18 protein-coding genes and 1 riboswitch are annotated in these 22890 nt (G+C 70.2%); of the genes, 13 read left to right on the top strand and 5 right to left on the bottom strand.

What is annotated here, in order from left to right:
- Positions 1 to 106 precede the first annotated feature (106 nt).
- Positions 107 to 3238 (top strand): efflux RND transporter permease subunit, encoded by a 3132-nt coding sequence (locus ABT106_RS11125; protein ID WP_351275292.1) that lies wholly within the window; start codon positions 107 to 109, stop codon positions 3236 to 3238.
- 136 nt (positions 3239 to 3374) lie between these two features.
- Here ABT106_RS11125 and nadA read toward each other — a convergent pair whose 3' ends face one another.
- Positions 3375 to 4562: a quinolinate synthase NadA gene (gene nadA / locus ABT106_RS11120; RefSeq protein WP_351275290.1), complete on the bottom strand. Its 1188-nt coding sequence runs from the start codon at positions 4560 to 4562 to the stop codon at positions 3375 to 3377.
- A gap of 323 nt (positions 4563 to 4885) precedes the next feature.
- On the opposite strand from nadA, the gene ABT106_RS11115 reads away from it, so the two are divergent.
- A complete protein-coding gene (locus ABT106_RS11115; RefSeq protein WP_267720836.1) occupies positions 4886 to 5242 on the top strand; it encodes a HesB/IscA family protein in 357 nt (118 codons plus the stop codon).
- A gap of 85 nt (positions 5243 to 5327) precedes the next feature.
- Here ABT106_RS11115 and ABT106_RS11110 read toward each other — a convergent pair whose 3' ends face one another.
- A complete protein-coding gene (locus ABT106_RS11110) occupies positions 5328 to 6788 on the bottom strand; it encodes a hypothetical protein (protein WP_351275288.1) in 1461 nt (486 codons plus the stop codon).
- Positions 6789 to 6872: 84 nt separating this feature from the next.
- Positions 6873 to 7112 (bottom strand): hypothetical protein, encoded by a 240-nt coding sequence (locus ABT106_RS11105; protein ID WP_351275286.1) that lies wholly within the window; start codon positions 7110 to 7112, stop codon positions 6873 to 6875.
- Between the two features lie 132 nt (positions 7113 to 7244).
- Here ABT106_RS11105 and ABT106_RS11100 point away from each other — a divergent pair, with 132 nt between their 5' ends.
- Complete coding sequence (locus ABT106_RS11100; protein WP_351275284.1) at positions 7245 to 8219, top strand: carbohydrate kinase family protein; 975 nt, start codon at positions 7245 to 7247, stop codon at positions 8217 to 8219.
- Positions 8220 to 8354: 135 nt separating this feature from the next.
- Here the strand turns inward: ABT106_RS11100 and ABT106_RS11095 are convergent, their stop codons facing one another.
- Positions 8355 to 9734, bottom strand: a complete 1380-nt coding sequence (locus ABT106_RS11095) for a cysteine desulfurase/sulfurtransferase TusA family protein (RefSeq protein ID WP_351275282.1) — start codon at positions 9732 to 9734, stop codon at positions 8355 to 8357.
- A gap of 283 nt (positions 9735 to 10017) precedes the next feature.
- Here ABT106_RS11095 and ctaC point away from each other — a divergent pair, with 283 nt between their 5' ends.
- The 4 genes from ctaC (at position 10018) to ABT106_RS11075 (ending at position 14542) form a co-directional block, all read left to right on the top strand.
- Positions 10018 to 11043 carry an aa3-type cytochrome oxidase subunit II gene (gene ctaC / locus ABT106_RS11090; protein WP_351275280.1) on the top strand — a complete coding sequence of 342 codons (1026 nt, stop codon included), beginning with the start codon at positions 10018 to 10020 and terminating at the stop codon, positions 11041 to 11043.
- Entirely contained in the window at positions 11040 to 12776 is a 1737-nt protein-coding gene (gene ctaD / locus ABT106_RS11085; RefSeq protein ID WP_351275278.1) for an aa3-type cytochrome oxidase subunit I, read from the top strand. The genes ctaC and ctaD overlap by 4 nt, the downstream gene beginning before the upstream one ends.
- Positions 12773 to 13171 (top strand): cytochrome c oxidase subunit 4, encoded by a 399-nt coding sequence (locus tag ABT106_RS11080; protein WP_267720843.1) that lies wholly within the window; start codon positions 12773 to 12775, stop codon positions 13169 to 13171. Before ctaD ends, ABT106_RS11080 begins: the two co-directional genes overlap by 4 nt.
- Positions 13172 to 13294: 123 nt before the next feature.
- Positions 13295 to 14542 (top strand): L,D-transpeptidase, encoded by a 1248-nt coding sequence (locus ABT106_RS11075; protein ID WP_351275276.1) that lies wholly within the window; start codon positions 13295 to 13297, stop codon positions 14540 to 14542.
- 139 nt (positions 14543 to 14681) lie between these two features.
- Here ABT106_RS11075 and ABT106_RS11070 read toward each other — a convergent pair whose 3' ends face one another.
- A complete protein-coding gene (locus ABT106_RS11070) occupies positions 14682 to 15086 on the bottom strand; it encodes a DNA-binding transcriptional response regulator (protein ID WP_351275274.1) in 405 nt (134 codons plus the stop codon).
- A 225-nt stretch (positions 15087 to 15311) separates the two neighbouring features.
- On the opposite strand from ABT106_RS11070, the gene ctaE reads away from it, so the two are divergent.
- The 6 genes from ctaE to ABT106_RS11040 all read left to right on the top strand — a co-directional run bounded on the left by ctaE (position 15312) and on the right by ABT106_RS11040 (position 22576).
- The gene (gene ctaE / locus ABT106_RS11065) at positions 15312 to 15932 is read left to right on the top strand and encodes an aa3-type cytochrome oxidase subunit III (protein WP_267720846.1); all 621 of its coding nucleotides are present in this window, start codon (positions 15312 to 15314) and stop codon (positions 15930 to 15932) included.
- A 76-nt stretch (positions 15933 to 16008) separates the two neighbouring features.
- On the top strand, positions 16009 to 16818 hold the full coding sequence (qcrC, locus tag ABT106_RS11060) for a cytochrome bc1 complex diheme cytochrome c subunit (RefSeq protein ID WP_351275272.1): 810 nt from the start codon (positions 16009 to 16011) through the stop codon (positions 16816 to 16818).
- On the top strand, positions 16815 to 17873 hold the full coding sequence (qcrA, locus tag ABT106_RS11055) for a cytochrome bc1 complex Rieske iron-sulfur subunit (RefSeq protein WP_351275270.1): 1059 nt from the start codon (positions 16815 to 16817) through the stop codon (positions 17871 to 17873). The genes qcrC and qcrA overlap by 4 nt, the downstream gene beginning before the upstream one ends.
- Entirely contained in the window at positions 17870 to 19525 is a 1656-nt protein-coding gene (qcrB, locus tag ABT106_RS11050; protein ID WP_351275268.1) for a cytochrome bc1 complex cytochrome b subunit, read from the top strand. Before qcrA ends, qcrB begins: the two co-directional genes overlap by 4 nt.
- A gap of 162 nt (positions 19526 to 19687) precedes the next feature.
- Entirely contained in the window at positions 19688 to 20752 is a 1065-nt protein-coding gene (trpD, locus tag ABT106_RS11045) for an anthranilate phosphoribosyltransferase (protein WP_351275338.1), read from the top strand.
- Positions 20753 to 20857: 105 nt separating this feature from the next.
- Positions 20858 to 20974: riboswitch (SAM riboswitch) on the top strand.
- A 216-nt stretch (positions 20975 to 21190) separates the two neighbouring features.
- On the top strand, positions 21191 to 22576 hold the full coding sequence (locus tag ABT106_RS11040; protein ID WP_351275266.1) for an aminotransferase class V-fold PLP-dependent enzyme: 1386 nt from the start codon (positions 21191 to 21193) through the stop codon (positions 22574 to 22576).
- The last annotated feature ends 314 nt before the right edge of the window (positions 22577 to 22890 follow it).

The raw sequence follows: 22890 nt of genomic DNA, 5'->3' as shown, positions 1-22890 counted from the left end.
CGCGGTATGCCGCACATAAGGACGGCACCTGCGAGCGACGCAGCCCGCTCCGGGCATGGGAAAGGCTGGGGAGCCACGCCTCCACCACTGCAGAGAGATCCCATCCATGTCCTGGCTGTCCCGCTTCAGCCTCGCCCAAAGGCCGTTGATCGGCCTCGTGTCGCTCGTGGCGCTCCTCTTCGGCGCCATAGCCGTCCCGCAGCTCAAGCAGCAGCTGCTGCCGTCCATCGAACTGCCGATGGTGTCCGTGCTCGCGCCGTACCAGGGCGCTTCGCCCGACGTGGTGGAGAAGCAGGTCGTCGAACCGATCGAGGCCATGCTGGGGGGCGTCGACGGCATCACCGGCATCACGTCCACCGCCAGCGAGGGCAACGCCCTCGTCATGGCCACCTTCGACTACGGCGACAGCGGCACCAAGCAACTCGTCGCCGACGTCCAGCAGGCCGTCAACCGGGCCCGCGTCCGGCTGCCCGCCGAGGTCGACCCGCAGGTCGTCGCCGGTTCCACCGACGACATCCCGACCGTCATCCTGGCCGTCACCTCCGACAAGGACCAGCAGGCGCTCGCCGACCGGCTGGAGGGATCCGTCGTCCCCGTCCTGTCGGACATCGAGGGCGTCGGCCAGGTCACCGTGGACGGGGTCCAGGACCTCCAGGTCACCGTCACCCCCGACGACGCCAGGCTCGCGGCCGCGGGCCTCGACGGCGCCGCGCTCGCCCAGGGCCTCCAGGCGGGCGGCGCGACCGTCCCGGCCGGCTCCTTCGACGAACAGGGCAAGAACCGCACCGTCCGCGTCGGCTCCGGCTACACCTCCCTCGCCCAGCTGGAGGACCTGCGCCTGAGCCCCGGCCCGGGCAAGCCCGCGGTCCGTCTCGCCGACGTGGCCACGGTGAAGCAGGAGCCCGCCAGGGCCGCCTCGATCACCCGCACCAACGGCAAGCCCAGCCTCGCCCTCGTCCTCACCATGGACAAGGACGGCAGCGCCGTCGCCATCTCGGACGCGGTCAAGGACAAGCTGCCCGAACTGCGCTCCACCCTCGGCGCCGGAGCCGAGCTGACCGTCGTCAGCGACCAGGGCCCGGCCGTCGCCAAATCGATCTCCAGCCTCACCACCGAGGGCCTGCTCGGCCTGGTCTTCGCGGTGATCGTGATCCTGGTCTTCCTCGCCTCGGTGCGCTCGACGCTGGTCACCGCGGTCTCCATCCCGCTCTCGGTCGTCCTCGCGCTCATCGTGCTGTGGACCCGCGACCTGTCGCTCAACATGCTCACCCTGGGCGCGCTCACCATCGCCATCGGCCGCGTCGTCGACGACTCGATCGTGGTCCTGGAGAACATCAAGCGCCACCTCGGCTACGGCGAGGAACGCGAGAGCGCCATCATCACCGCGGTCAGGGAAGTGGCCGGCGCGGTCACCTCCTCCACGCTCACCACCGTCGCCGTCTTCCTGCCGATCGGCCTGGTCGGCGGCATGATCGGCGAGCTGTTCGGCTCCTTCTCGCTGACCGTCACCGCGGCCCTGCTGGCCTCGCTGCTCGTCTCCCTCACCGTCGTGCCGGTGCTCTCGTACTGGTTCCTCCGCGCGCCGAAGGGCGTCACGGCCGGGGACGCGGAGAGCGCCGCCAAGGCCCGCCGCGAGGCGGAGGAGAAGGAGGCGCGCAGCCGCCTCCAGCGGTTCTACGTACGCGTCCTGGGCTTCGCCACCCGGCGCCGGCTCACCAGCGTGGCCATCGCGGTGGTCGTGCTCGTCGCCACCTTCGGGATGACCCCCCTGCTGAAGACCAACTTCTTCGACCAGGGCGAGCAGGACGTCCTGACGATCAAGCAGGAGCTCCCCCCGGGCACCTCGCTGGCCGCCTCCGACGAGGCGAGCCGCACGGTGGAGACGGTCCTGGCCTCGGTCAAGGGCGTCAAGAGCCACCAGGTGACCGTCGGTTCCTCCGGCTTCCTCGCCGCCTTCGGTGGCGGCACCGGCTCCAACCAGGCGTCCTTCCAGGTCTCGCTGAAGGACGCCGGCGACGCCGCCGCCGTGAAGAAGGACATCGAGGGCGCCCTCGCCGGGCTCGACGGCATCGGCGAGACCCGGATCACGGCCGGCGACGGCTTCGGCAGCCAGAACCTCAGCGTGGTCGTGAAGGCCGGCGACGGCGCGGTCCTGGCCAAGGCCGCCGAGCAGGTCCGCGCGGAGGTGGCCACCCTCAAGGACGTCACCGACGTGCAGAGCGACCTGTCCCAGTCCGTACCCCGGATCTCGGTGACCGCCACCCCCAAGGCCGCCGAAGCGGGCCTGAACCAGGCCGCGCTGGGCGCGATCGTCGCGCAGGCCGTACGGGGCAACCCGGCGGGCAAGGCCGTACTGGACGACACCGAGCGGGACATCGTCATCAAGTCCGCGGTGCCGGCCACCACCCTGGCCGAACTCCAGGCCCTCCCGGTCGGCCCGGTCAGGCTCGGCGACATCGCCGAGGTCAAGGAGGTCCCCGGCCCGGTCGGCATGACCCGGATCGACGGCGCCCGCGCCGCCACCATCACCGCCAAGCCGGCCGGCGACAACACGGGCGCGGTCAGCAGCACGCTCCAGGCCAAGATCAAGGCACTGGACCTGCCCGACGGAGCCACGGCGTCCATCGGCGGCGTCTCCGAGGACCAGGACGAGGCATTCGCCTCGCTGGGCCTGGCCATGTTCGCCGCCATCGCGATCGTGTTCATGCTGCTGGTCGCCACCTTCCGGTCGCTGGTCCAGCCGCTGATCCTGCTGGTCTCCATCCCGTTCGCGGCGACCGGCGCCCTCGGCCTGCTGATCGTCACGGGCACCCCCATGGGCGTCCCGGCGATGATCGGCATGCTGATGCTCATCGGCATCGTGGTGACCAACGCGATCGTCCTGATCGACCTGGTCAACCAGTACCGCGCCCAGGGTCTGGGCGTCGTCGAGGCGGTCGTCGAGGGCGGACGGCACCGGCTGCGCCCGATCCTGATGACGGCCCTCGCGACGATCTTCGCCCTGCTCCCGATGGCGCTGGGCGTCACCGGCGAGGGTGGCTTCATCTCGCAGCCGCTCGCGGTCGTGGTGATCGGCGGCCTGGTCAGCTCGACCCTGCTGACGCTGCTCCTGGTGCCGACCCTCTACACGATGGTCGAGCTCCGCAAGGAGCGCCGGGCCGCGCGGCGCGGCGCTCGCCGCGCCGCCGGGCTGTCGGTGGTCCCCCCGGCCCGGGAGGAGTCCCCGGCCGACGCCTGACCGGCCCGCCGTACGCACGCCCGAGGGGCGGACCCACTGCGGACATCACCAACGGTGTCCACGGCGGGGCCGCCCCTCGGATCGTGCGCGGTCCGGGCCCGGGGGCCCGGACTCCGTACCGCTCCGTCCTACGCGCCTACGCGAGCGCGAGCATCCGCTCCAGCGCGAGCTTCGCGAAGCTCTCCGTCTCCTTGTCGACCTGGATCCGGTTCACGAGGTTGCCCTCGGCCAGGGACTCCAGGGTCCACACGAGGTGGGGGAGGTCGATGCGGTTCATCGTCGAGCAGAAGCAGACCGTCTTGTCGAGGAAGACGACTTCCTTGTCCTCGGCGGCGAAACGGTTCGCCAGGCGCCGGACCAGGTTCAGTTCGGTGCCGATGGCCCACTTGGAGCCGGCCGGGGCCGCCTCCAGCGCCTTGATGATGTACTCCGTCGAGCCGACCTGGTCCGCGGCCGCAACGACCTCGTGCTTGCACTCGGGGTGGACCAGGACGTTCACGCCGGGGATGCGGGCGCGCACGTCGTTGACCGACTCGACCGAGAACCGGCCGTGGACCGAGCAGTGCCCGCGCCACAGGATCATCTTGGCGTCGCGGAGCTGCTCGACGGTCAGGCCGCCGTTCGGCTTGTGCGGGTTGTAGAGCACGCAGTCGTCCAGGGACATGCCCATGTCGCGGACGGCCGTGTTGCGCCCCAGGTGCTGGTCCGGGAGGAAGAGGACCTTCTCACCCTGCTCGAAGGCCCAGTCCAGGGCCTTCTTCGCGTTGGACGAAGTGCAGATCGTGCCGCCGTGCTTGCCGGTGAAGGCTTTGATGTCGGCGGAGGAGTTCATGTACGAGACGGGCACCGTACGGCCGGCGACACCCGCCTCCGTCAGGACGTCCCAGCACTCCGCGACCTGTTCGGCGGTGGCCATGTCGGCCATCGAGCAGCCGGCGGCCAGGTCGGGAAGGACCACCTTCTGGTCGTCCGAGGTCAGGATGTCCGCGGACTCGGCCATGAAGTGGACGCCGCAGAAGACGATGTACTCGGCCTCCGGCCGGGCGGCCGCGTCCTTGGCGAGCTTGAAGGAGTCGCCGGTGACGTCGGCGAACTCGATGACCTCGTCACGCTGGTAGTGGTGGCCGAGGATGAAGACCTTGTTCCCGAGCTTCTCCTTGGCCGCGCGGGCGCGCGCCACGAGGTTCGGGTCCGACGGAGAGGGCAGGTCACCGGGGCATTCCACCCCGCGCTCGCTCTTCGGGTCGGCTTCGCGGCCGAGCAGCAGCAGGGCAAGCGGCGTCGGCTGGACGTCCAAAGGCTGGGCGGTGGTCACGACACGCACCCTTTCTGTTCTGCGACGAAGGACTTCGGGACTGCTGAGGCTTCGCTTCGACTTCTCGTCTATTTGACGCTATCTATCATAACCGCTTCACGTCAGTTTGACGATGCCGATAGTGTCAATGTGACGAATTAGCCCGCGGCTCGGCCCGCGGCTCGGCCCGCGGCTCCGCGGATCCCGCCCCCGCGCCCGGTGTGCGAGCATGAATGTCTGGAACAAGCGTCGGGTCCGGAATGAAACAGGGGCCCCGCTCGTTGCCACCGACGGCAAGAGTCCGACGTTTCCCCGCCTCAGGCGGGGGCCGCCCACTTCGGGAGTGAATGCAGATGTCCGTACAGGACGACAAGACCACCGTGAGCGACGGCATCCTCCTGTCCGACGCCGCCGCGGAAAAGGTCAGGACCCTCCTGGGCCAGGAAGGCCGCGAAGACCTGGCGCTGCGCGTCGCCGTCCAGCCCGGCGGCTGCTCCGGCCTGCGCTACCAGCTCTTCTTCGACGAGCGCTCGCTCGACGGCGACGTGGTCAAGGACTTCGACGGAGTGAAGGTCGTCACCGACCGCATGAGCTCCCCGTACCTGCACGGTGCCTCCATCGACTTCGTCGACACCATCGAGAAGCAGGGCTTCACGATCGACAACCCGAACGCCACCGGCTCCTGCGCCTGCGGCGACTCGTTCAGCTAGGCGGCCCGGACACCCCGCGTACGACGAGGGCCCGCCACCGGTCACACCGACCGGTGGCGGGCCCTCGTCGCGTACCGCGGCGGCCCTACTGGCGGGGCAGCGGCTTGCCCGTCGTCGCGTCGAGCACCTCCCGGTCACCCAGCGGCTGCTGGAGCGTGACCGTCAGCGCCGACTCCTGCGCGATCATGATGCAGGCCTGACCCGGCTTGTCCGGGGTGTCCGTGATCTTCACCAGGACCGATGCGGCCTGCTCGCGCGCCTCCACGGCGTACGTGCTGCACGGGCTGCCCCAGAAGTTCACGGTCAGCTTCCGGTCCGCCTCCGCGTACGAGAACCCGGGCACGGTCCGGCCGTCCTTCGGCCCCGGGGTGCTCTCCGGGGCCGCGGCCGGCTCCGTCACCGTGCGGCCGGGGCCGCCGTCCTTGCCCGCCACCTCGAAGTGCCAGGCCGGGACCAGGCCCCGCGCGCCGTCCACCGTCCCCGGGGCCAGCCCGAGTACCGCGCCCTTGACCGTCTCCGTACGCGGCGGCTTCACCGGCCGCGGCTCCGGCTTGCACGGCAGCCGCTCCGCGGTCCCGGCCCCGCCCTCCGGCTCCAGCGGCACCGCGGTCGCGCAGGTGCTCGGCGCCGGGCCGGCGCCGTCCGGGCCGCCCGACCGGGCGTTCAGCCGGGCCAGCGCCTCCACGGCGCCCGTCACCGGCTGCTCGGCCGCCCGTACGGGCACCTTCAGCTCGCCGCCGCCCGACACGACCGACCCGTCGCCGCCCACGCCCACCCGGGTGGACCAGCCCTGCGTGGGCAGGCCGTCGACCACCGGGTCGGCGGCCACCACCCGTACCGAACCCTGTGTCAGGCGCGCGTCCGCTTTCGCCCCCGCCTGGCCCGCGGCGGCCAGTACCGGAGCCGCGGCGGCCTTGGCGGCCTCCTCCGGGACCGGCTGACCGGAGGTCCCGGCGCCGGCGTCGGCGCCGCTCCCGCCGGCTCCCGGGAGGGTCGCGGGGCCGCAGGTGTCCCGGCCGCGCACGCAGTCGTCCCCGACACCGCTGCCGGAGCCCGGGTCCCGGCCCTGGAAGCGGGAGAAGTTCCACGTACCGGGGGCCGTACGGGTCACCGTGAGCCGGGGCCCGGAGCCGTCCGCGCTCTCCCCGGCCAGCCAGGAGTCCCCGGTCAGCCTCGGGGCGCCGGTGATGCCGAGGGCCGCCGCGAGACGGGACACCTCCTCGGCGCTGACCTCACCGGACGCGGCGAACGCCGGCGCCGTCGCCGGGGCCTGCGGGAGCTTCACGTCCGCCCGGTAGACCACCCCGCCGCCGGACGGGTCGGGCTCACCGGGCGCGATGCCCGGGCCCGAGGGGCTCCCGGCCCCGCGGGGCGCGGACGCCACCGTGTCGGCCGTACGGCCTTCCGCGGCGCCGTCGCCGTGGGCGGTGGACGCCCAGTACGCCGTACCGCCGCCCGCGAGCAGGACGGCGGCCGCGATCGAGCCGATGGCCCAGGCCGGCCGCCGCCGTGCGCCGCGTGATGTGTCGGGTTCTTCGCTGGTCACCGCATCGCTCCTTCACCCGTCCGTCGTGCTGATGCGGGTGTGACGGAACAGACGCGCGAGCGGTTCCCCGCGCCCGCCATCGCCCTACTGGTCCCCGTACGCGGCGGTGGCGGCGATGAGACGGGCCGAGGACGGCGGGACGCTGATCCCGTGGAGATCCGAGGGCGTCACCCGGACCGGCCGGGGACCCGCCGCAACCGCCCAGTGCGGCGCCATCCGGGCGCAGTCGCCCAGCAATCCGGCGAAACCGGACTGCCGCGAACCTTCCGCGCCGCGCGCGTCGGCGGTGTACTCGGGGGAGGCGAAACCGTCGGTGTAGGTCATGGGGGCACCGTAGGCACCACGGCTCCCGTGAAGAAAGACCTACTACGGGGTAGTTTCGGCCGGTCGGCCCAGCGCCCTCGACCGGGTAGTTTTGACTGTCCCCTTGCCGTCCTCAGCAGGAGCGTCCACGCCGTGCGCATCGCAGTCACCGGCTCCATCGCCACTGACCACCTCATGACCTTCCCCGGCCGTTTCGCCGACCAGCTGGTCGCGGACCAGCTGCACACGGTCTCCCTCTCCTTCCTCGTCGACAACCTCGACGTCCGGCGGGGCGGTGTCGGCCCGAACATCTGCTTCGGCATGGGGCAGCTCGGCAGCCGCCCGGTCCTGGTCGGCGCCGCCGGCTACGACTTCGACGAGTACCGCGCCTGGCTGGACCGGCACGGCGTCGACACCGAGTCCGTCCGCATCTCCGAAGTGCTGCACACCGCGCGCTTCGTCTGCACCACGGACGCCGACCACAACCAGATCGGCTCCTTCTACACCGGTGCGATGAGCGAGGCCCGCCTGATCGAGCTGAAGGCCGTCGCCGACCGGGTGGGCGGCCTCGACCTCGTCCTGATCGGCGCGGACGACCCCGAGGCGATGCTGCGCCACACCGAGGAGTGCCGGACGCGCGGGATCCCGTTCGCCGCGGACTTCTCGCAGCAGATCGCCCGCATGGACGGCGACAACATCCGCACCCTCATGGACGGCGCCACCTTCCTCTTCTCGAACGAGTACGAGAAGGGCCTCATCGAGTCGAAGTCGGGCTGGACCGCCGAAGAGATCCTCGCCAAGGTCGGCACCCGCGTCACCACCCTCGGCTCCAACGGCGTGCGCATCGAGCGCGCCGGCGAGGACCCGATCGTGGTCGGCTGCGCCCAGGAGAACGCGAAGGTCGACCCGACCGGCGTCGGCGACGCGTTCCGCGCCGGGTTCCTGACCGGGCTCGGCTGGGGCGTCGGCCTGGAGCGGGCCGCCCAGGTCGGCTGCATGCTGGCGACGCTGGTCATCGAGACCCTCGGCACCCAGGAGTACACCCTGGCCCGGGCGCACTTCATGGAGCGCTTCACCAAGGCCTACGGTGACGAGGCCGCCGCCGAGGTCCGGGCACACCTGGCCTAGTCGCGGCCGCCGTACCCGGCCGGGCCCCGTCGCTTCCCCGCGGCGGGGCCCGGCCGCGTTCCGGCCGCGTCCCGGCCGCGTCCCGGCCCGGAGCCGCCGGGTTCCCACCGGGTCACCTCCGGGTTGCCGCCGGGTTCAGACCAGGCGCCGGACCGTGTACGCCACGCCCGCGGGGCGCCGCGCCTCACCCAGATAGGCGTGCCCCCGCATCCCGCACCACGCCGGGATGTCCAGCCGGGCCACCTCGTCGTCCGACAGGACCGTCACGGTCCCGCCCACCGGAACCGTGCCGATGGCCCGGGCCAGCTCGATGACCGGCTGGGGACACCGCAGCCCGAGCGCGTCCAGCTCGACGGAGTCCGCCACCGGCGCCACCGCCGGGGCCTCGCGCACGCCCAGCTTCTCGCGTACGCCCGCCACCGCGCCCGGCAGCACCTCCAGGAAGCCGTTGACCTCCTCCGCCGTGGTGCCCACGGGCAGGGACACCCGTACGTTCCCCTCCGACAGCACCCCCATCGCCCGCAGCACGTGACTGGGGGTCAGCGTGGAGCTGGTGCACGAGGAACCCGAGGAGACCGAGTAGCCGGCCCGGTCCAGCTCGTGCAGCAGGCTCTCGCCGTCGACGTACAGGCAGGAGAACGTGACCAGGTGGGGGAGCCGGCGGTCCGCGTCGCCGGCCACCTCCACGTCCGGCACCAGCCGGACCACCCGCCGCCGGATCCGGTCGGTCAGGACCCGCAGCCGGGCGGACTCCGCCTGCGCCTCCGCCCGCACCGCCCGCAACGAGGCCGCCGCCGCCACGATCGCGGGCAGGTTGGCGAAGCCGGGGGAGCGGCCCGACTCCCGTTCGTCCGCCGGGTGTTGCGGGGAGAACCGGACTCCCTTGCGCACGGCCAGCAGCCCCACCCCCGGCGGGCCGCCCCACTTGTGCGCGCTGGCCGCGAGCACCGACCAGCCGCCCTCCACCGGCCCCCAGCCCAGCGACTGCGCCGCGTCCACGAGCAGCGGCACCCCGGCCGCCGCGCACACCTCGGCGACCTCGGCCACCGGCTGGACCGTGCCGACCTCGTGGTTGGCCGACTGGAGGCAGGCCAGCGCGGTGGAGGCGCCCAGCGCCGCGCGGTAGCCGGCCGCCGTCACCGCGCCCAGCCGGTCCACCGGGACCTCGGTGACCGAGCCGCCCGCCGCCTCGTGCGCCGCCGCCGCATGGAGTACAGAACTGTGTTCGACCGCCGACACCACCAGATGGCCCCCGACGCGCCGGCGGCCCGCGAGGACCCCGGCGACCCCCGTGTGAACCGCGTGCGTCCCCGAAGGAGTGAACACGAGCTCGTCCGCCCGGCACCCCACGGCCTCCGCCGCCGCCTCCCGCGCCGCGTCCAGCAACAGCCTGGCGCGCCTGCCCTCCCGGTACAGGCGGGCCGGATCGGCCCAGCCCTCGTCGAGGGAGGCCCGCAACGCCTGCCGGGCCACGGGATGCAGGGGGGCGGCGGACGCGCTGTCGAAGTACGGCATCCGGCCACGCTAACCGGAGGCCGGAGGGAGCCGAGGTCAGGGGCCGTCAGATGTCCTCCGCAGGCGCCTCCTCAGGGCCATTCGCACCGTCCCCCGGACGGCGGAACCACCCCTTCGGGGTCAGTAGCGGCGCGTTGGGCACCCTCCCCGCGCGACCCCAAATAGCGTCCAGTAGGGTTTGGTCCGCATAAACATCCAAACCCCTGCCTGCGTCAGGGCCGGCGACCGACCCGAACACGGCCGCGGCCGGCCGCGCGGGCCGAGACTCTCGGGAAGGCGCTACGTGAGTCCCTACGGCTCCGACCGCTCGCCGCGGCGCCCGATGCGGCGGAAGCTGCTGCAGGCGCTGACTGCGGGCGTGGTCCTGGCGACCGCCACTGGTTGCTCGTATACATGGAAAGACTTCCCCCGCCTCGGAATGCCGACTCCGGTAACCGAGGAGGCACCGCGCATCCTCTCCCTGTGGCAGGGATCCTGGGCGGCCGCGCTCATCACGGGCGTCCTGGTGTGGGGCCTGATCATCTGGAGCGTCATCTTCCACCGGCGCAGCCGGACGAAGATCGAGGTTCCGGCGCAGACCCGGTACAACATGCCCATCGAGGCGCTGTACACCGTGGTCCCGCTGATCATCGTCTCCGTGCTCTTCTACTTCACCGCGCGTGACGAGTCGAAGCTCCTCGCCCTCACCCCCAAGCCGGCGCACACGATCAACGTGGTCGGCTTCCAGTGGAGCTGGGGCTTCAACTACGTCGAGGACGTCGACGGCGACGCCAACACCCCCAGGCCGAGGGCGCTGCCCAAGGCGGAGGGTGCGAACGAGGCCGAGCCGCAGACGATGACGCAGGTCCCCAAGGAGCTCGCCTCCATCCCGGACCGCTTCACCAAGGACTTCCCGGCCGGCGCCGAAGGCGTCTACCAGAAGGGCGTCCCCGGCGACCGCAACCCGCAGACGGGGAACCCGGGGCCGACCCTCTTCCTGCCCAAGGGCGAGAAGGTCCGCTTCATCCTGTCGTCCAACGACGTCATCCACTCCTTCTGGGTGGTCCCGTTCCTGTTCAAGCAGGACGTCATCCCGGGCCACACCAACGTCTTCGAGGTCACCCCGACCCAAGAAGGCACCTTCATGGGCAAGTGTGCCGAGCTCTGCGGCGTCGACCACTCCCGGATGCTCTTCAACGTCAAGGTGGTCTCGCCCGAGAAGTACCGGGCGCACCTGAAGGAGCTTGCGGAGAAGGGGCAGACCGGTTTCCTCCCGGCCGGCATCAAGCAGACCGACCCGGCCCGGAACGCGGAGACGAATAAACTGTGAGCATCCTCAACGAATCCCAGGGTGCCGCCGCAGCTGACTCGTACGAGAACGAGCTGCCGGTACGGCGCAAGCAGCCGGGCAACGTGGTCATCAAGTGGCTCACCACCACCGACCACAAGACCATCGGCACGATGTACCTGGTCACGTCGTTCGTGTTCTTCATCATCGGCGGGATCATGGCGCTCTTCATGCGCGCCGAGCTGGCCCGTCCGGGCACGCAGATCATGTCGAACGAACAGTTCAACCAGGCGTTCACGATGCACGGCACGATCATGCTGCTGATGTTCGCGACGCCGCTGTTCGCCGGATTCGCGAACTGGATCATGCCGCTGCAGATCGGCGCGCCCGACGTGGCGTTCCCGCGGCTGAACATGTTCGCGTACTGGCTGTACCTCTTCGGCTCGACCATCGCGGTGGCCGGCTTCGCGACGCCGAACGGCGCCGCCGACTTCGGCTGGTTCGCCTACTCCCCGCTGTCGGACGCCGTCCGCTCGCCGGGCATCGGCGCCGACATGTGGATCATGGGTCTGGCCTTCTCGGGCTTCGGCACGATCCTCGGCTCGGTCAACTTCATCACCACGATCATCTGCATGCGCGCCCCCGGCATGACGATGTTCCGCATGCCGATCTTCACCTGGAACGTCCTGCTGACCGGTGTCCTGGTCCTGCTGGCCTTCCCGGTGCTCGCCGCCGCGCTCTTCGCGCTGGAGGCGGACCGCAAGTTCGGTGCGCACGTCTTCGACGCGGCCAACGGCGGCGCCCTACTGTGGCAACACCTCTTCTGGTTCTTCGGGCACCCAGAGGTGTACATCATCGCGCTGCCGTTCTTCGGCATCATCTCCGAGGTCATCCCGGTCTTCTCCCGCAAGCCGATGTTCGGTTACATCGGTCTGATCGGTGCGACGATCGCGATCGCCGGCCTCTCGGTGACGGTGTGGGCCCACCACATGTACGTCACCGGCGGTGTGCTGCTGCCGTTCTTCTCCTTCATGACCTTCCTGATCGCGGTACCGACCGGCGTGAAGTTCTTCAACTGGATCGGCACCATGTGGAAGGGCTCGCTGTCCTTCGAGACACCGATGCTCTGGGCCGTCGGCTTCCTGATCACCTTCACCTTCGGTGGTCTGACCGGCGTCATCCTGGCCTCGCCCCCGATGGACTTCCACGTCTCCGACTCGTACTTCGTCGTCGCGCACTTCCACTACGTCATCTTCGGCACCGTGGTCTTCGCGATGTTCTCCGGCTTCCACTTCTGGTGGCCGAAGTTCACGGGCAAGATGCTGGACGAGCGCCTCGGCAAGATCACCTTCTGGACGCTGTTCATCGGCTTCCACGGCACCTTCCTGGTGCAGCACTGGCTCGGCACCGAGGGCATGGCGCGTCGTTACGCGGACTACCTCGACGCCGACGGCTTCACCGCGCTGAACACGATCTCCACGATCAGCTCGTTCCTGCTCGGCCTGTCGATGCTGCCCTTCATGTACAACGTCTGGAAGACGGCGAAGTACGGGAAGAAGATCGAGGTCGACGATCCCTGGGGTTACGGCCGTTCACTCGAGTGGGCCACGTCCTGCCCGCCGCCGCGGCACAACTTCCTCACCCTGCCGCGGATCCGTTCCGAGTCCCCGGCGTTCGACCTGCACCACCCGGAAATCGCGGCCCTCGACCACCTCGAGGATCACCACGGCGTCGGTGCCGCTGCCGTCACCGGTGGCAAGGAGGCCGGCAAGTGAAGATCCAGGGCAAGATGTTCCTCTGGCTCTCCTTCTTCATCCTGATCATGGCCGTCGTGTACGGCGTGTGGTCGAAGGAGCCCGTGGGCACCACCGCGCTCTTCCTGGCCTTCGGGCTGAGCGTGATGATCGGCTACTACCTGGCCTTCACGGCCAAGCGCGTCGACGAGATGGCCCAGGACAACCTGGAGGCCGACGTCGCCGACGAGGCCGGCGAGCTGGGGTTCTTCGCCCCGCACAGCTGGCAGCCGCTCTCGCTGGCCATCGGTGGCGCGCTCGCCTTCTGCGGCGTCATCTTCGGCTGGTGGCTCATGTACTTCTCGGCACCGGTCATCCTGATCGGCCTGTGGGGCTGGGTGTACGAGTACTACCGCGGTGAGAACCAGAACCAGTAGCGGCACCCTCACGACGGCGTCGTGAGGCACCTGGGGCCCGGACACCTCTTCGGAGGGGTCCGGGCCCCTCGTTTGCAGTCATCCCGCGCGCCGTAATTGTCATATCTTCATAGCGTTAGCTCCATGAACCACTCACCGCGTCTTTGGACGGTAGTCGGCTGCTCCCTGCTGGTCGCGTCCCTCGGGGCCGGGGCCACCGCGTGCGGATCGGGCGGCGACGATCCGCTGTCCGCCCGCCCGTACGACGCGGGCGACCAGATCGCCTTCAACCAGGCCCCCGGCGGCCGCCCCGTGGACCCCGACAAGCCCCTCGAGGTCACCGCGAAGGGGGGTGAGGGGCGCATCACCGACGTGACCGTCGTGGACACCCACGGCCGCCGCCTCGCGGGCGAGCTCTCCGCCAAGGGGGACCGCTGGCACAACACCGCCCCGATGGCCGCCGGCGTCCGCTACACGGTCACCGTGAGCACCGAGAACGCCAAGGGCGCTCCGGGGCAGCGCACGGCCGCTTTCGAGACCACCCCGGGCAAAGGCGTCCTCACGGTCGAATTCGGCCCGGAGGAGGGCAAGTACGGCGTCGGACAGCCCCTCACGGCCGAACTCAGCGAACCCGTCAAGGACAAGGACGCCCGCGCCGTCATCGAACGGGGGCTCGCCGTGGACGTCCCCTCCGGCGTGGAGGGCGCCTGGCACTGGGTCGACGACAAGAAGCTCCACTACCGCCCTAAGGAGTACTGGCCCGCCAACACGACCGTCTCCGTACGGAGCAACCTGGAGGGCGTCAGGATCTCCGACCACCTCTACGGCGCCGCGGCCAAGCCGCTGAAGCTGGAGATCGGCGACCGCGTCGAGGTCACCACCGACGCCTCCTCGCACTACCTCACGTTCCGGCGCAACGGCGAAGTGATCAACAGCATTCCGGTGACCACCGGCAAGCCCGGCTTCTCCACCCGCAACGGAGTGAAGGTGGTGCTCGGCAAGCAGTACTTCGTCCAGATGCGCGGGGACACCGTCGGCATCGGCGGCAGCGAGTACTACAACCTGCCCGTCTACTACGCCACGCGCGTCACCTGGAGTGGTGAATACGTCCACGCCGCGCCGTGGTCCGTCGGGTCCCAGGGCTACGCGAACGTCAGCCACGGCTGCACGGGCATGAGCACCGGCAACGCCGCCTGGTTCTACGAGAACATCACCGAGGGCGACATCGTCAAGGTGATCAACAGCATCGGCGACGACATGGACATCTTCGGCAACGGCTTCGGCGACTGGAACATGGACTGGAAGGACTGGCGCCAGGGCAGCGCCCTCCTGAAGGGCACCCAGGAAGGCCGCACCGCGGTCGACCAGGCCCGCCTGCGGCCGACCGTCTAGCCTCCGGCGGCTCCCGCCCGGCTCACCCGCCCGCCCGGCTCACCCGCCCGGCTCACCCGCACGTGCGGATCCCCGGTCCCAGAGGACCGGGGATGTCCCACGGACGGGTGAGCCGCGGCCCCGTACGGCGCGGTGGCCCTCAGGCGGCGGACGAGGCCAGACGGGCCCGCAGGAGGCCCGCCAGGGCGTCCGCGAACGCGACCGGGTCCACCGGAAGGGTCACTGCGGCCTCCGCGCGGCTCCAGGTGGCCAGCCAGGCGTCCTGGGGGCGCCCCATGAGCAGCAGCACCGGGGGGCACCGGAAGATCTCGTCCTTGATCTGCCGGCACACACCCATGCCTCCGGCCGGAACCGCCTCGCCGTCCAGCACGCACACGTCGATGCCGCCCGCGTCCAGCGCCGCCAGGACCGCCGGAAGCGTCGCGCACTCCAGGAACTCCACCGGCGGCAGGTCCGCGGCCGGCCTGCGCCCCGCTGCCAGCCGCACCTGCTCCCGGGTCCCCGAGTCGTCGCTGTAGACCAGAACCCGCGCAGTCGCCCGCATTTCGTTCCTCCACGTGTCACGTGAATCACGTTGATGTTCATGGGGTATCCCCGGCGGAGCCAGGGGAACGGATGCTACTCCTCCCGACGTGCGGTCAGCATCGGTTCGGACAGGCTCGCGAGCGGCCTCCGGAGGGCGATCTGATGGGCCGTTCGGGCCTTGCACACCCCTCGGACACTCCGAACGGCACCCCCCGGGGTGAGGGCGGGATAAGCGACCGACATAATGTCGGTCGTGGCGACAGCAACGACAGTAGATACCGGGCACGCGCACCCGACGGTCAACAGGCCGAACCTCGTCAGCGTCGGAACCATCATCTGGTTGAGTTCCGAGCTGATGTTCTTCGCGGCCCTCTTCGCGATGTACTTCACCCTGCGATCCGTGACAGGCACCGAGTACTGGACAGAGCAGGCTTCGGCCTTGAATCTGCCCTTCTCGGCGACGAACACGACGATCCTGGTGCTTTCCTCGCTCACCTGCCAGCTTGGTGTGTTCGCAGCCGAGCGCGGTGACGTGAAGAAGCTCCGGACGTGGTTCATCATCACGTTCGTCATGGGTGCGATCTTCATTGGCGGCCAGGTGTTCGAGTACACCGAGCTGGTCATGCACGAGGGCATGAGCCTCTCGTCCGGTCCGTACGGCTCGGTCTTCTACCTGACCACCGGCTTCCACGGGCTGCACGTGACGGGCGGTCTCATCGCCTTCCTGCTGGTCCTCGGCCGGACGTACGCGGCCAAGAGGTTCACCCACGAACAGGCCACGTCGGCCATCGTCGTGTCCTACTACTGGCACTTCGTCGATGTCGTCTGGATCGGCCTCTTCGCCACGATCTACCTGATCAAGTAGCGAGTACGTCACCGGGCACGACCCGGCACTCCATCCAGACACACCGACGCAGAAGATCCTGACACCGGGGTAATCCGTGAAAAAGCTCTCCGCACGACGACGCCATCCGCTGGCGGCGGTTGTCGTTCTACTCTTCGCGCTGGCGGCCACCGGGGGGCTGTACGCCGCCTTCGCCCCCGCGGGCAAGGCGCAGGCCGATGAAACCGCCCAGTCCCTCGCCATCGAGGAGGGCAAGAAGCTCTACGCCGTCGGCTGCGCAAGCTGCCACGGAACCGGCGGTCAGGGTTCCTCTGACGGCCCGAGCCTGGTCGGCGTCGGCTCCGCGGCCGTCGACTTCCAGGTGAGCACGGGCCGCATGCCCGCGCAGCAGCCCGGCGCCCAGGTGCCGAAGAAGCCCGCGATCTACTCCCAGGAGCAGATCGACCAGCTGGCCGCGTACATCGCCTCCCTCGGGGCCGGCCCGATCACGCCGACCGGCAGGCAGTACGACCCGGCGGGCGCCGACATCGCCAACGGTGGTGTGCTCTTCCGCAACAACTGCGCGCAGTGCCACAACTTCACCGGCGAGGGCGGCGCGCTGACGAACGGCAAGTACGCCCCGAACCTCGAGGACGTCTCGCCGAAGCACATCTACGAGGCCATGCTCACCGGCCCGCAGAACATGCCCTCCTTCCCGGACAGCACCATGCCGGAGAAGCAGAAGAAGGACATCATCGCGTACCTCCAGAACGTGAACGGCGATAAGTCGACGAACCCCGGTGGGCTCAAGCTCGGTGGCCTCGGCCCCGTCTCCGAGGGACTGTTCGGCTGGATCTTCGGTCTGGGTGCGCTGATCGCTGTCGCCGTCTGGGTCGCGGCCCACACCGCTAAGGCCAAGAAGTCATGAGTAGCCAAGAGATTCCCGAAGAGAAGCACCTGCCGAGCGAGCAGGGCGACGCGCACCACGGTGGCGTCGCGGTCGCGGACGACCCGTTCGCCGACCCGGGCCTTCCGGTCCACAAGCCCCGTATCCAGGACATCGACGAGCGGGCGGCGAGGCGTTCCGAGCGCACCGTCGCGTTCCTGTTCACGCTCTCGATGCTGGCCACGATCGGCTTCATCGCGTCCTACGTGATCTTCCCGGTAGACAAGATCGTCTACATCTTCCCCATCGGGAAGGTGAGCGCGCTCAACTTCTCGCTGGGCATGACGCTGGGCACGGCGCTCTTCTGCATCGGCGCGGGCGCGGTCCACTGGGCCCGCACCCTGATGTCCGACGTCGAGGTCGCCGCCGAGCGCCACGAGATCGCGGCTCCGCCGGAGGTCAAGGCGCAGGTCCTGCAGGACTTCGCCGACGGCGCCCGCGAGTCCGGCATCGGCCGCCGCCCGCTGATCCGGAACACGATGCTCGGCGCGCTGGCCATGCTGCCGCTCTCCGCCGTCGTGATCATGCGCGACCTGGGGCCCCTGCCCGAGGACAAGCTGCGCAAGACCATCTGGGCCAAGGGCAAGCTGCTGATCAACGACAACACGGACGAGCCGCTGCGTCCCGAGGACGTCCTGGTCGGTTCGCTGACGTTCGCCCGGCCGGAGGGCCTGGACGAGCACCAGCACGACTTCCAGACGCAGATCGCCAAGGCCGCCCTGATGATCGTCCGCATTCAGCCGGACGACATCAAGGACAAGCAGGAGCTGGAGTGGTCCCACGACGGGATCGTGGCCTACTCCAAGATCTGCACCCACGTCGGCTGCCCGATCAGCCTGTACGAGCAGCAGACGCACCACGTGCTCTGCCCGTGCCACCAGTCCACCTTCGACCTCTCCGACGGCGCCCGAGTCATCTTCGGCCCGGCCGGTCACGCGCTTCCGCAGCTGCGGATCGGCGTGAATGACGAAGGCTTCCTCGAAGCGCTCGGCGACTTCGAAGAGCCCGTCGGTCCTGCCTTCTGGGAGCGCGGATGAGCACTGCCACTACGAATTCATCACCCGCGGGCGCGGCGGGCAAGCCGGAGCGCAAAGCCCCGGCCGGCGAGCGCGTGGCCGACTGGGCGGACGGCCGCCTGGGCATCTACGGCCTCGCCAAGGCCAACATGCGCAAGATCTTCCCGGACCACTGGTCCTTCATGCTGGGTGAGATCTGCCTCTACAGCTTCATCATCATCATCCTCACGGGTGTGTACCTGACGCTGTTCTTCCACCCGAGCATGAACGAAGTCGAGTACCACGGCTCGTACGTGCCGATGCAGGGCGTCCTGATGTCCGAGGCGTTCGCCTCGACGCTGGACATCAGCTTCGACGTCCGCGGCGGTCTGCTGATCCGCCAGATCCACCACTGGGCCGCGCTGATCTTCGTCGCGGCGATGCTCGTGCACATGATGCGCGTGTTCTTCACCGGCGCGTTCCGCAAGCCGCGCGAGGTGAACTGGGTCTTCGGCTTCCTGCTGCTGGTCCTCGGCATGTTCACCGGATTCACCGGCTACTCGCTGCCGGACGACCTGCTGTCGGGTACCGGTGTGCGCTTCATGCAGGGCGCCATCCTGTCCGTCCCGGTCGTCGGCACGTACCTGTCGATGTTCCTGTTCGGCGGGGAGTTCCCCGGCGGCGACTTCGTCGCGCGGTTCTACTCGGTGCACATCCTGCTGCTGCCCGGCATCATGATGGGCCTGCTCGTGGCGCACCTGATCCTGGTCTTCTACCACAAGCACACCCAGTTCGCGGGTCCCGGCAAGACGAACAACAACGTCGTCGGCATGCCGCTGCTGCCCGTCTACATGGCGAAGGCCGGAGGCTTCTTCTTCCTGGTCTTCGGTGTGATCGCGGCCATCTCGGGCATCGCGTCGATCAACCCGATCTGGGCGCTCGGCCCGTACCGCCCGGACCACGTGTCCACCGGTGCGCAGCCGGACTGGTACATGGGCTTCTCCGAGGGGCTGATCCGTGCCATGCCCGGCTGGGAGATCAACCTGTGGGGCCACACGCTCGTCCTGGGCGTGTTCATCCCGCTGGTGATCTTCCCGCTGGTGCTGGCCGCCATCGCGGTGTACCCGTTCATCGAGTCCTGGGTCACCAAGGACAAGCGCGAGCACCACATCCTGGACCGCCCGCGCAACGTCCCGACCCGGACGGGCTTCGGTGTCGCCTGGCTCACGTGGTACGTGATCCTGCTGATCGCCGGTGGAAACGACATGTTCGCGCAGTACTTCCACCTGTCGATCAACTCGATCACCTGGTTCGCGCGGATCGGCTTCTTCGTCGGACCGGTCATCGCCTTCGTGATCACCAAGCGCATCTGCCTCGGCCTCCAGCGCCGGGACCGCGACAAGGTGCTGCACGGTCGCGAGACCGGCATCATCAAGCGCCTCCCGCACGGTGAGTTCGTCGAGATCCACGAGCCGCTCTCGCAGGGTCAGCTGCACAAGCTCACCTCGCACACGCAGTACAAGCCGGCCGAGATCGGCCCGACGGTCGACGAGAACGGTGTCGAGCGCAAGGTGGGTGCCCTGGAGAAGCTGCGCGTCAAGCTCAGCAAGGGGTACTACGCCGAGGACAGCCAGATTCCGAAGCCCACGGTGGAGGAGTACAAGGAGATCCAGAGCGGCCACGGCCACCACTGATTCCCCGTACCACGTTGTGAGGGACTGATTTCGGTCAGTCCTGGTGTCGCCACGGTGAGAGCCCCGTCCATTGTCCGGACGGGGCTCTTCGCCGTAACCGGGGCTGGATAGGCTGGAGCCCTTCCGATCGACGTGGAATCCCACCAGCAGCAGGAGCGGACCATGAACGTGGTGACCCCGGCAGGCGGCGACAGCGCGGCGGCCCGTGGCTGGCCGGGCGTTCTCGACGCCCTGCTGACCGGCCAGGACCTGCGCGCCGACGACACCGCCTGGGCCATGGACCGGATCATGCGCGGCGAGGCCACCGACGCCCAGATCGCCGGTTTCGCCGTCGCGCTGCGGGCGAAGGGCGAGACGGTCGCCGAGATCACCGGCCTCGTGCGGACCATGTACGAGCACGCCAACCTGATCGAGGTGCCCGGCCGGACGGTCGACATCGTCGGCACCGGCGGCGACGGGGCCAAGACGGTGAACATCTCGACGATGTCGGCGATCGTGGTGGCCGGAACCGGCGCCAAGGTGGTCAAGCACGGGAACCGGGCCGCGTCCTCCGCGAGCGGGTCCTCGGATGTCCTGGAGAAGCTCGGCGTCAACCTCGACCTCACCCCGGCGCGGGTGGCCGAGGTCGCCGAGGAGGCCGGCATCACCTTCTGCTTCGCGGTGAAGTTCCACCCGGCGCTGCGGCACGTGGCGGCCGCCCGCAAGGAGCTGGGCATCCGCACCACCTTCAACTTCCTCGGCCCGCTGACCAACCCGGCGAAGGTACGGGCCCAGGCCACCGGCGTGGCCGACGCCCGGATGGCCCCGATCGTCGCCGGAGTCCTCGCCGAACGCGGCTCGTCCGCCCTGGTCTTTCGCGGTGACGACGGCCTCGACGAGCTGACCACGACCGCGACCTCGCGCGTCTGGTGGGTCCGGGACGGCACGGTCGCCGAGCAGACGTTCGACCCGCGTGACGTGGGCATCGGCCTGGTGGACGTGTCCGCGCTGCGCGGCGAGGACGCCTCGTACAACGCGGACGTCGCCCGCCGCCTGCTGGCCGGCGAGACGGGCCCGGTGCGCGAGGCGGTCCTGCTCAACTCGGCGGCGGCCCTGGTGGCCCTCGACCCCGGTACGGGCACGCTGGAGGAGCAGATCCGGACCGGCATCGCCCGTGCGGCCGAGGGCATCGACTCGGGCGCGGCCCGCGCGGCCCTGGAGCGCTGGGTGGCGGCGAGCAACCTGTAGCGGCCGCAGCGGCGCCGTCCGGCTGATCGTTTCGCGCCAAGACCCCGGTCCAGCATGCGGACCGGGGTCCCCCGCGCAAGAGATCATGTGGCAGGATGCTGCCCAGGTCACGAGTGACAGCGTTTAGGCCCCGGCTTGCTGTCCGGCAACCCTCCTTCCGTGGCGGGGTGCCCCGGGTGATGACCAGGCCGTAGGCAGCGAGGTCTACGGCAAGCGCGGATCCCTCGACACCAGGGGTCCTGGTCTCTCGAGGAGCGTTTTCCGTGAGCAAGCGAATGCGATAGGGCGAATCCGCCCCTTCTTCACCCCTCGGAACAGGGACACCTCCGTGTACCCGGTTCGCTCCGAGGACCTTCCCGTACCCCGGACGGCCGCAGCGCCCTACCCGCGTACGGGCACACCGAAGCCATTCACCCCTGCCTGCCGGGAGATACCGCCATGTCCGCATCCCTGAACGCCGCCGCCATCCCCGCCGCCGTTGCCGTCGACCCCGCCTGTGCCGAACCGCTGCAGGTCCTCGGCCGGGACGTCACCGTCCCGCTCGTCACCGGCGGCGAGGTCACCTACGCGGCCCTCGACTACGCGGCCAGCGCCCCCGCCCTCCAGCGGGTCTGGGACGACGTGGCGGCCTACGCCCCGTACTACGGCAGCGTGCACCGCGGCGCCGGCTACCTGTCCCAGCTCTCCACCGACCTGTTCGAGCAGAGCCGGGTCACCGTCGCCGAGTTCCTCGACTGCCGCCCCTCGGACCAGGTGGTCTTCACCCGGTCCACCACCGACTCGCTGAACCTGCTGGCCGCCGCGCTCCCGGCCGGCTGCCAGGTCTTCGTCTTCGAGACCGAGCACCACGCCTCGCTGCTCCCGTGGACCGACGCCCGCGTCACCTACCTCAACGCCCCCCGCACCCCCGGCGAGGCCGTCGCCACCCTGGAGCGGGCGCTCGCCGGCCGTGACCCGTACGGTCCGGCCCTGGTCTGTGTCACCGGCGCCTCCAACGTCACCGGTGAGCTGTGGCCGGTCAAGGAGCTCGCCGCCGCCGCGCACGCCCACGGCGCGCGGATCGTCCTGGACGCCGCCCAGCTGGCCCCGCACCACCCCGTGTCCGTCCAGGAGCTGGACGTGGACTGGATCGCCTTCTCCGGACACAAGCTGTACGCGCCCTTCGGCTCGGGCGTGCTCGCCGGCCGCGCGGACTGGCTGCAGGAGGCCGACCCGTACCTGGCGGGCGGCGGCGCCTCCCGCAAGGTGGCCCGGCGCGAGGACGGCGGCGTGGACGTCGAGTGGCACACCACCGCGGCCCGCCACGAGGCCGGCTCCCCGAACGTCATCGGCGTCTACTCCATCGCCTCCGCCTGCAAGGCGCTGACGGAGGCCGGCTTCGACAGCCTGGTCGCCCGCGAACGGCACCTCATCGCGAAGGTCCGCGAGGGCCTGGCCGAGGTGCCCGCGGTGCGGGTCCTGTCCCTGTTCGGCGACGACGCCCCGCGCGTCGGCGTCATCTCCTTCGTGGTCGACGGCTGGAACAGCTCGCACTTCGCCGCCGCGCTGTCGGCGGAGTACGGGATCGGCGTGCGCGACGGGCTGTTCTGCGCCCACCCGCTGGTCCGCACCCTGCTGGGCAGCGAGCCGCAGGCCCAGGGGGAGTGTGGTGCGCCGGAGGCGGCGCCGGGCGAGCGCTCGCTGAACGCCATCCGCGTCAGCTTCGGCGCCGGCACCCCCGACGAGCACGTCGAGCGCTTCGTGCGGGCGGTGCGGGAGCTGGTCGCGGACGGCGCCAAGTGGCAGTACCGCACGGAAGAGGGCCGCTGCGTCCCGGCGGTCTGACGGGGCTCTGGCCCGGTCCCGTCAGGCTGCTGACCGGCGGCCGGCTGACCGGGGCTCGGGTGGGGCGGGGCGGTGGGGCGGGGCCCCTCCGGAGGGTCTCCTCGGCTCGCGCACGCAGGCACTGCTGCGTTCGCGCGGCGTGGTTGCGCGCTCGTCCTGCGGGGACCCTCCGGAGTGTCCCCGCCGCGCCGGGCGGCCGTCCGCGGCGGGGAGTGGGGGCCAGGACGAAGGAACCGCCCTGGTCACGACCACAACGGTAGAGGAGAAACCCATGAGTTCCGCCGAGAAGTGGACTTCCGATCACCTCCTGTCGC

Origin of the sequence: Streptomyces sp. NPDC002044 (assembly GCF_040296725.1) — a bacterium.
In the GTDB taxonomy this organism is placed as follows: Bacteria; Actinomycetota; Actinomycetes; order Streptomycetales; family Streptomycetaceae; genus Streptomyces; species Streptomyces antarcticus.
The sequence above is the reverse complement of the archived record's forward strand: the minus strand, read 5'-3'. Positions and strand labels throughout refer to the sequence as shown.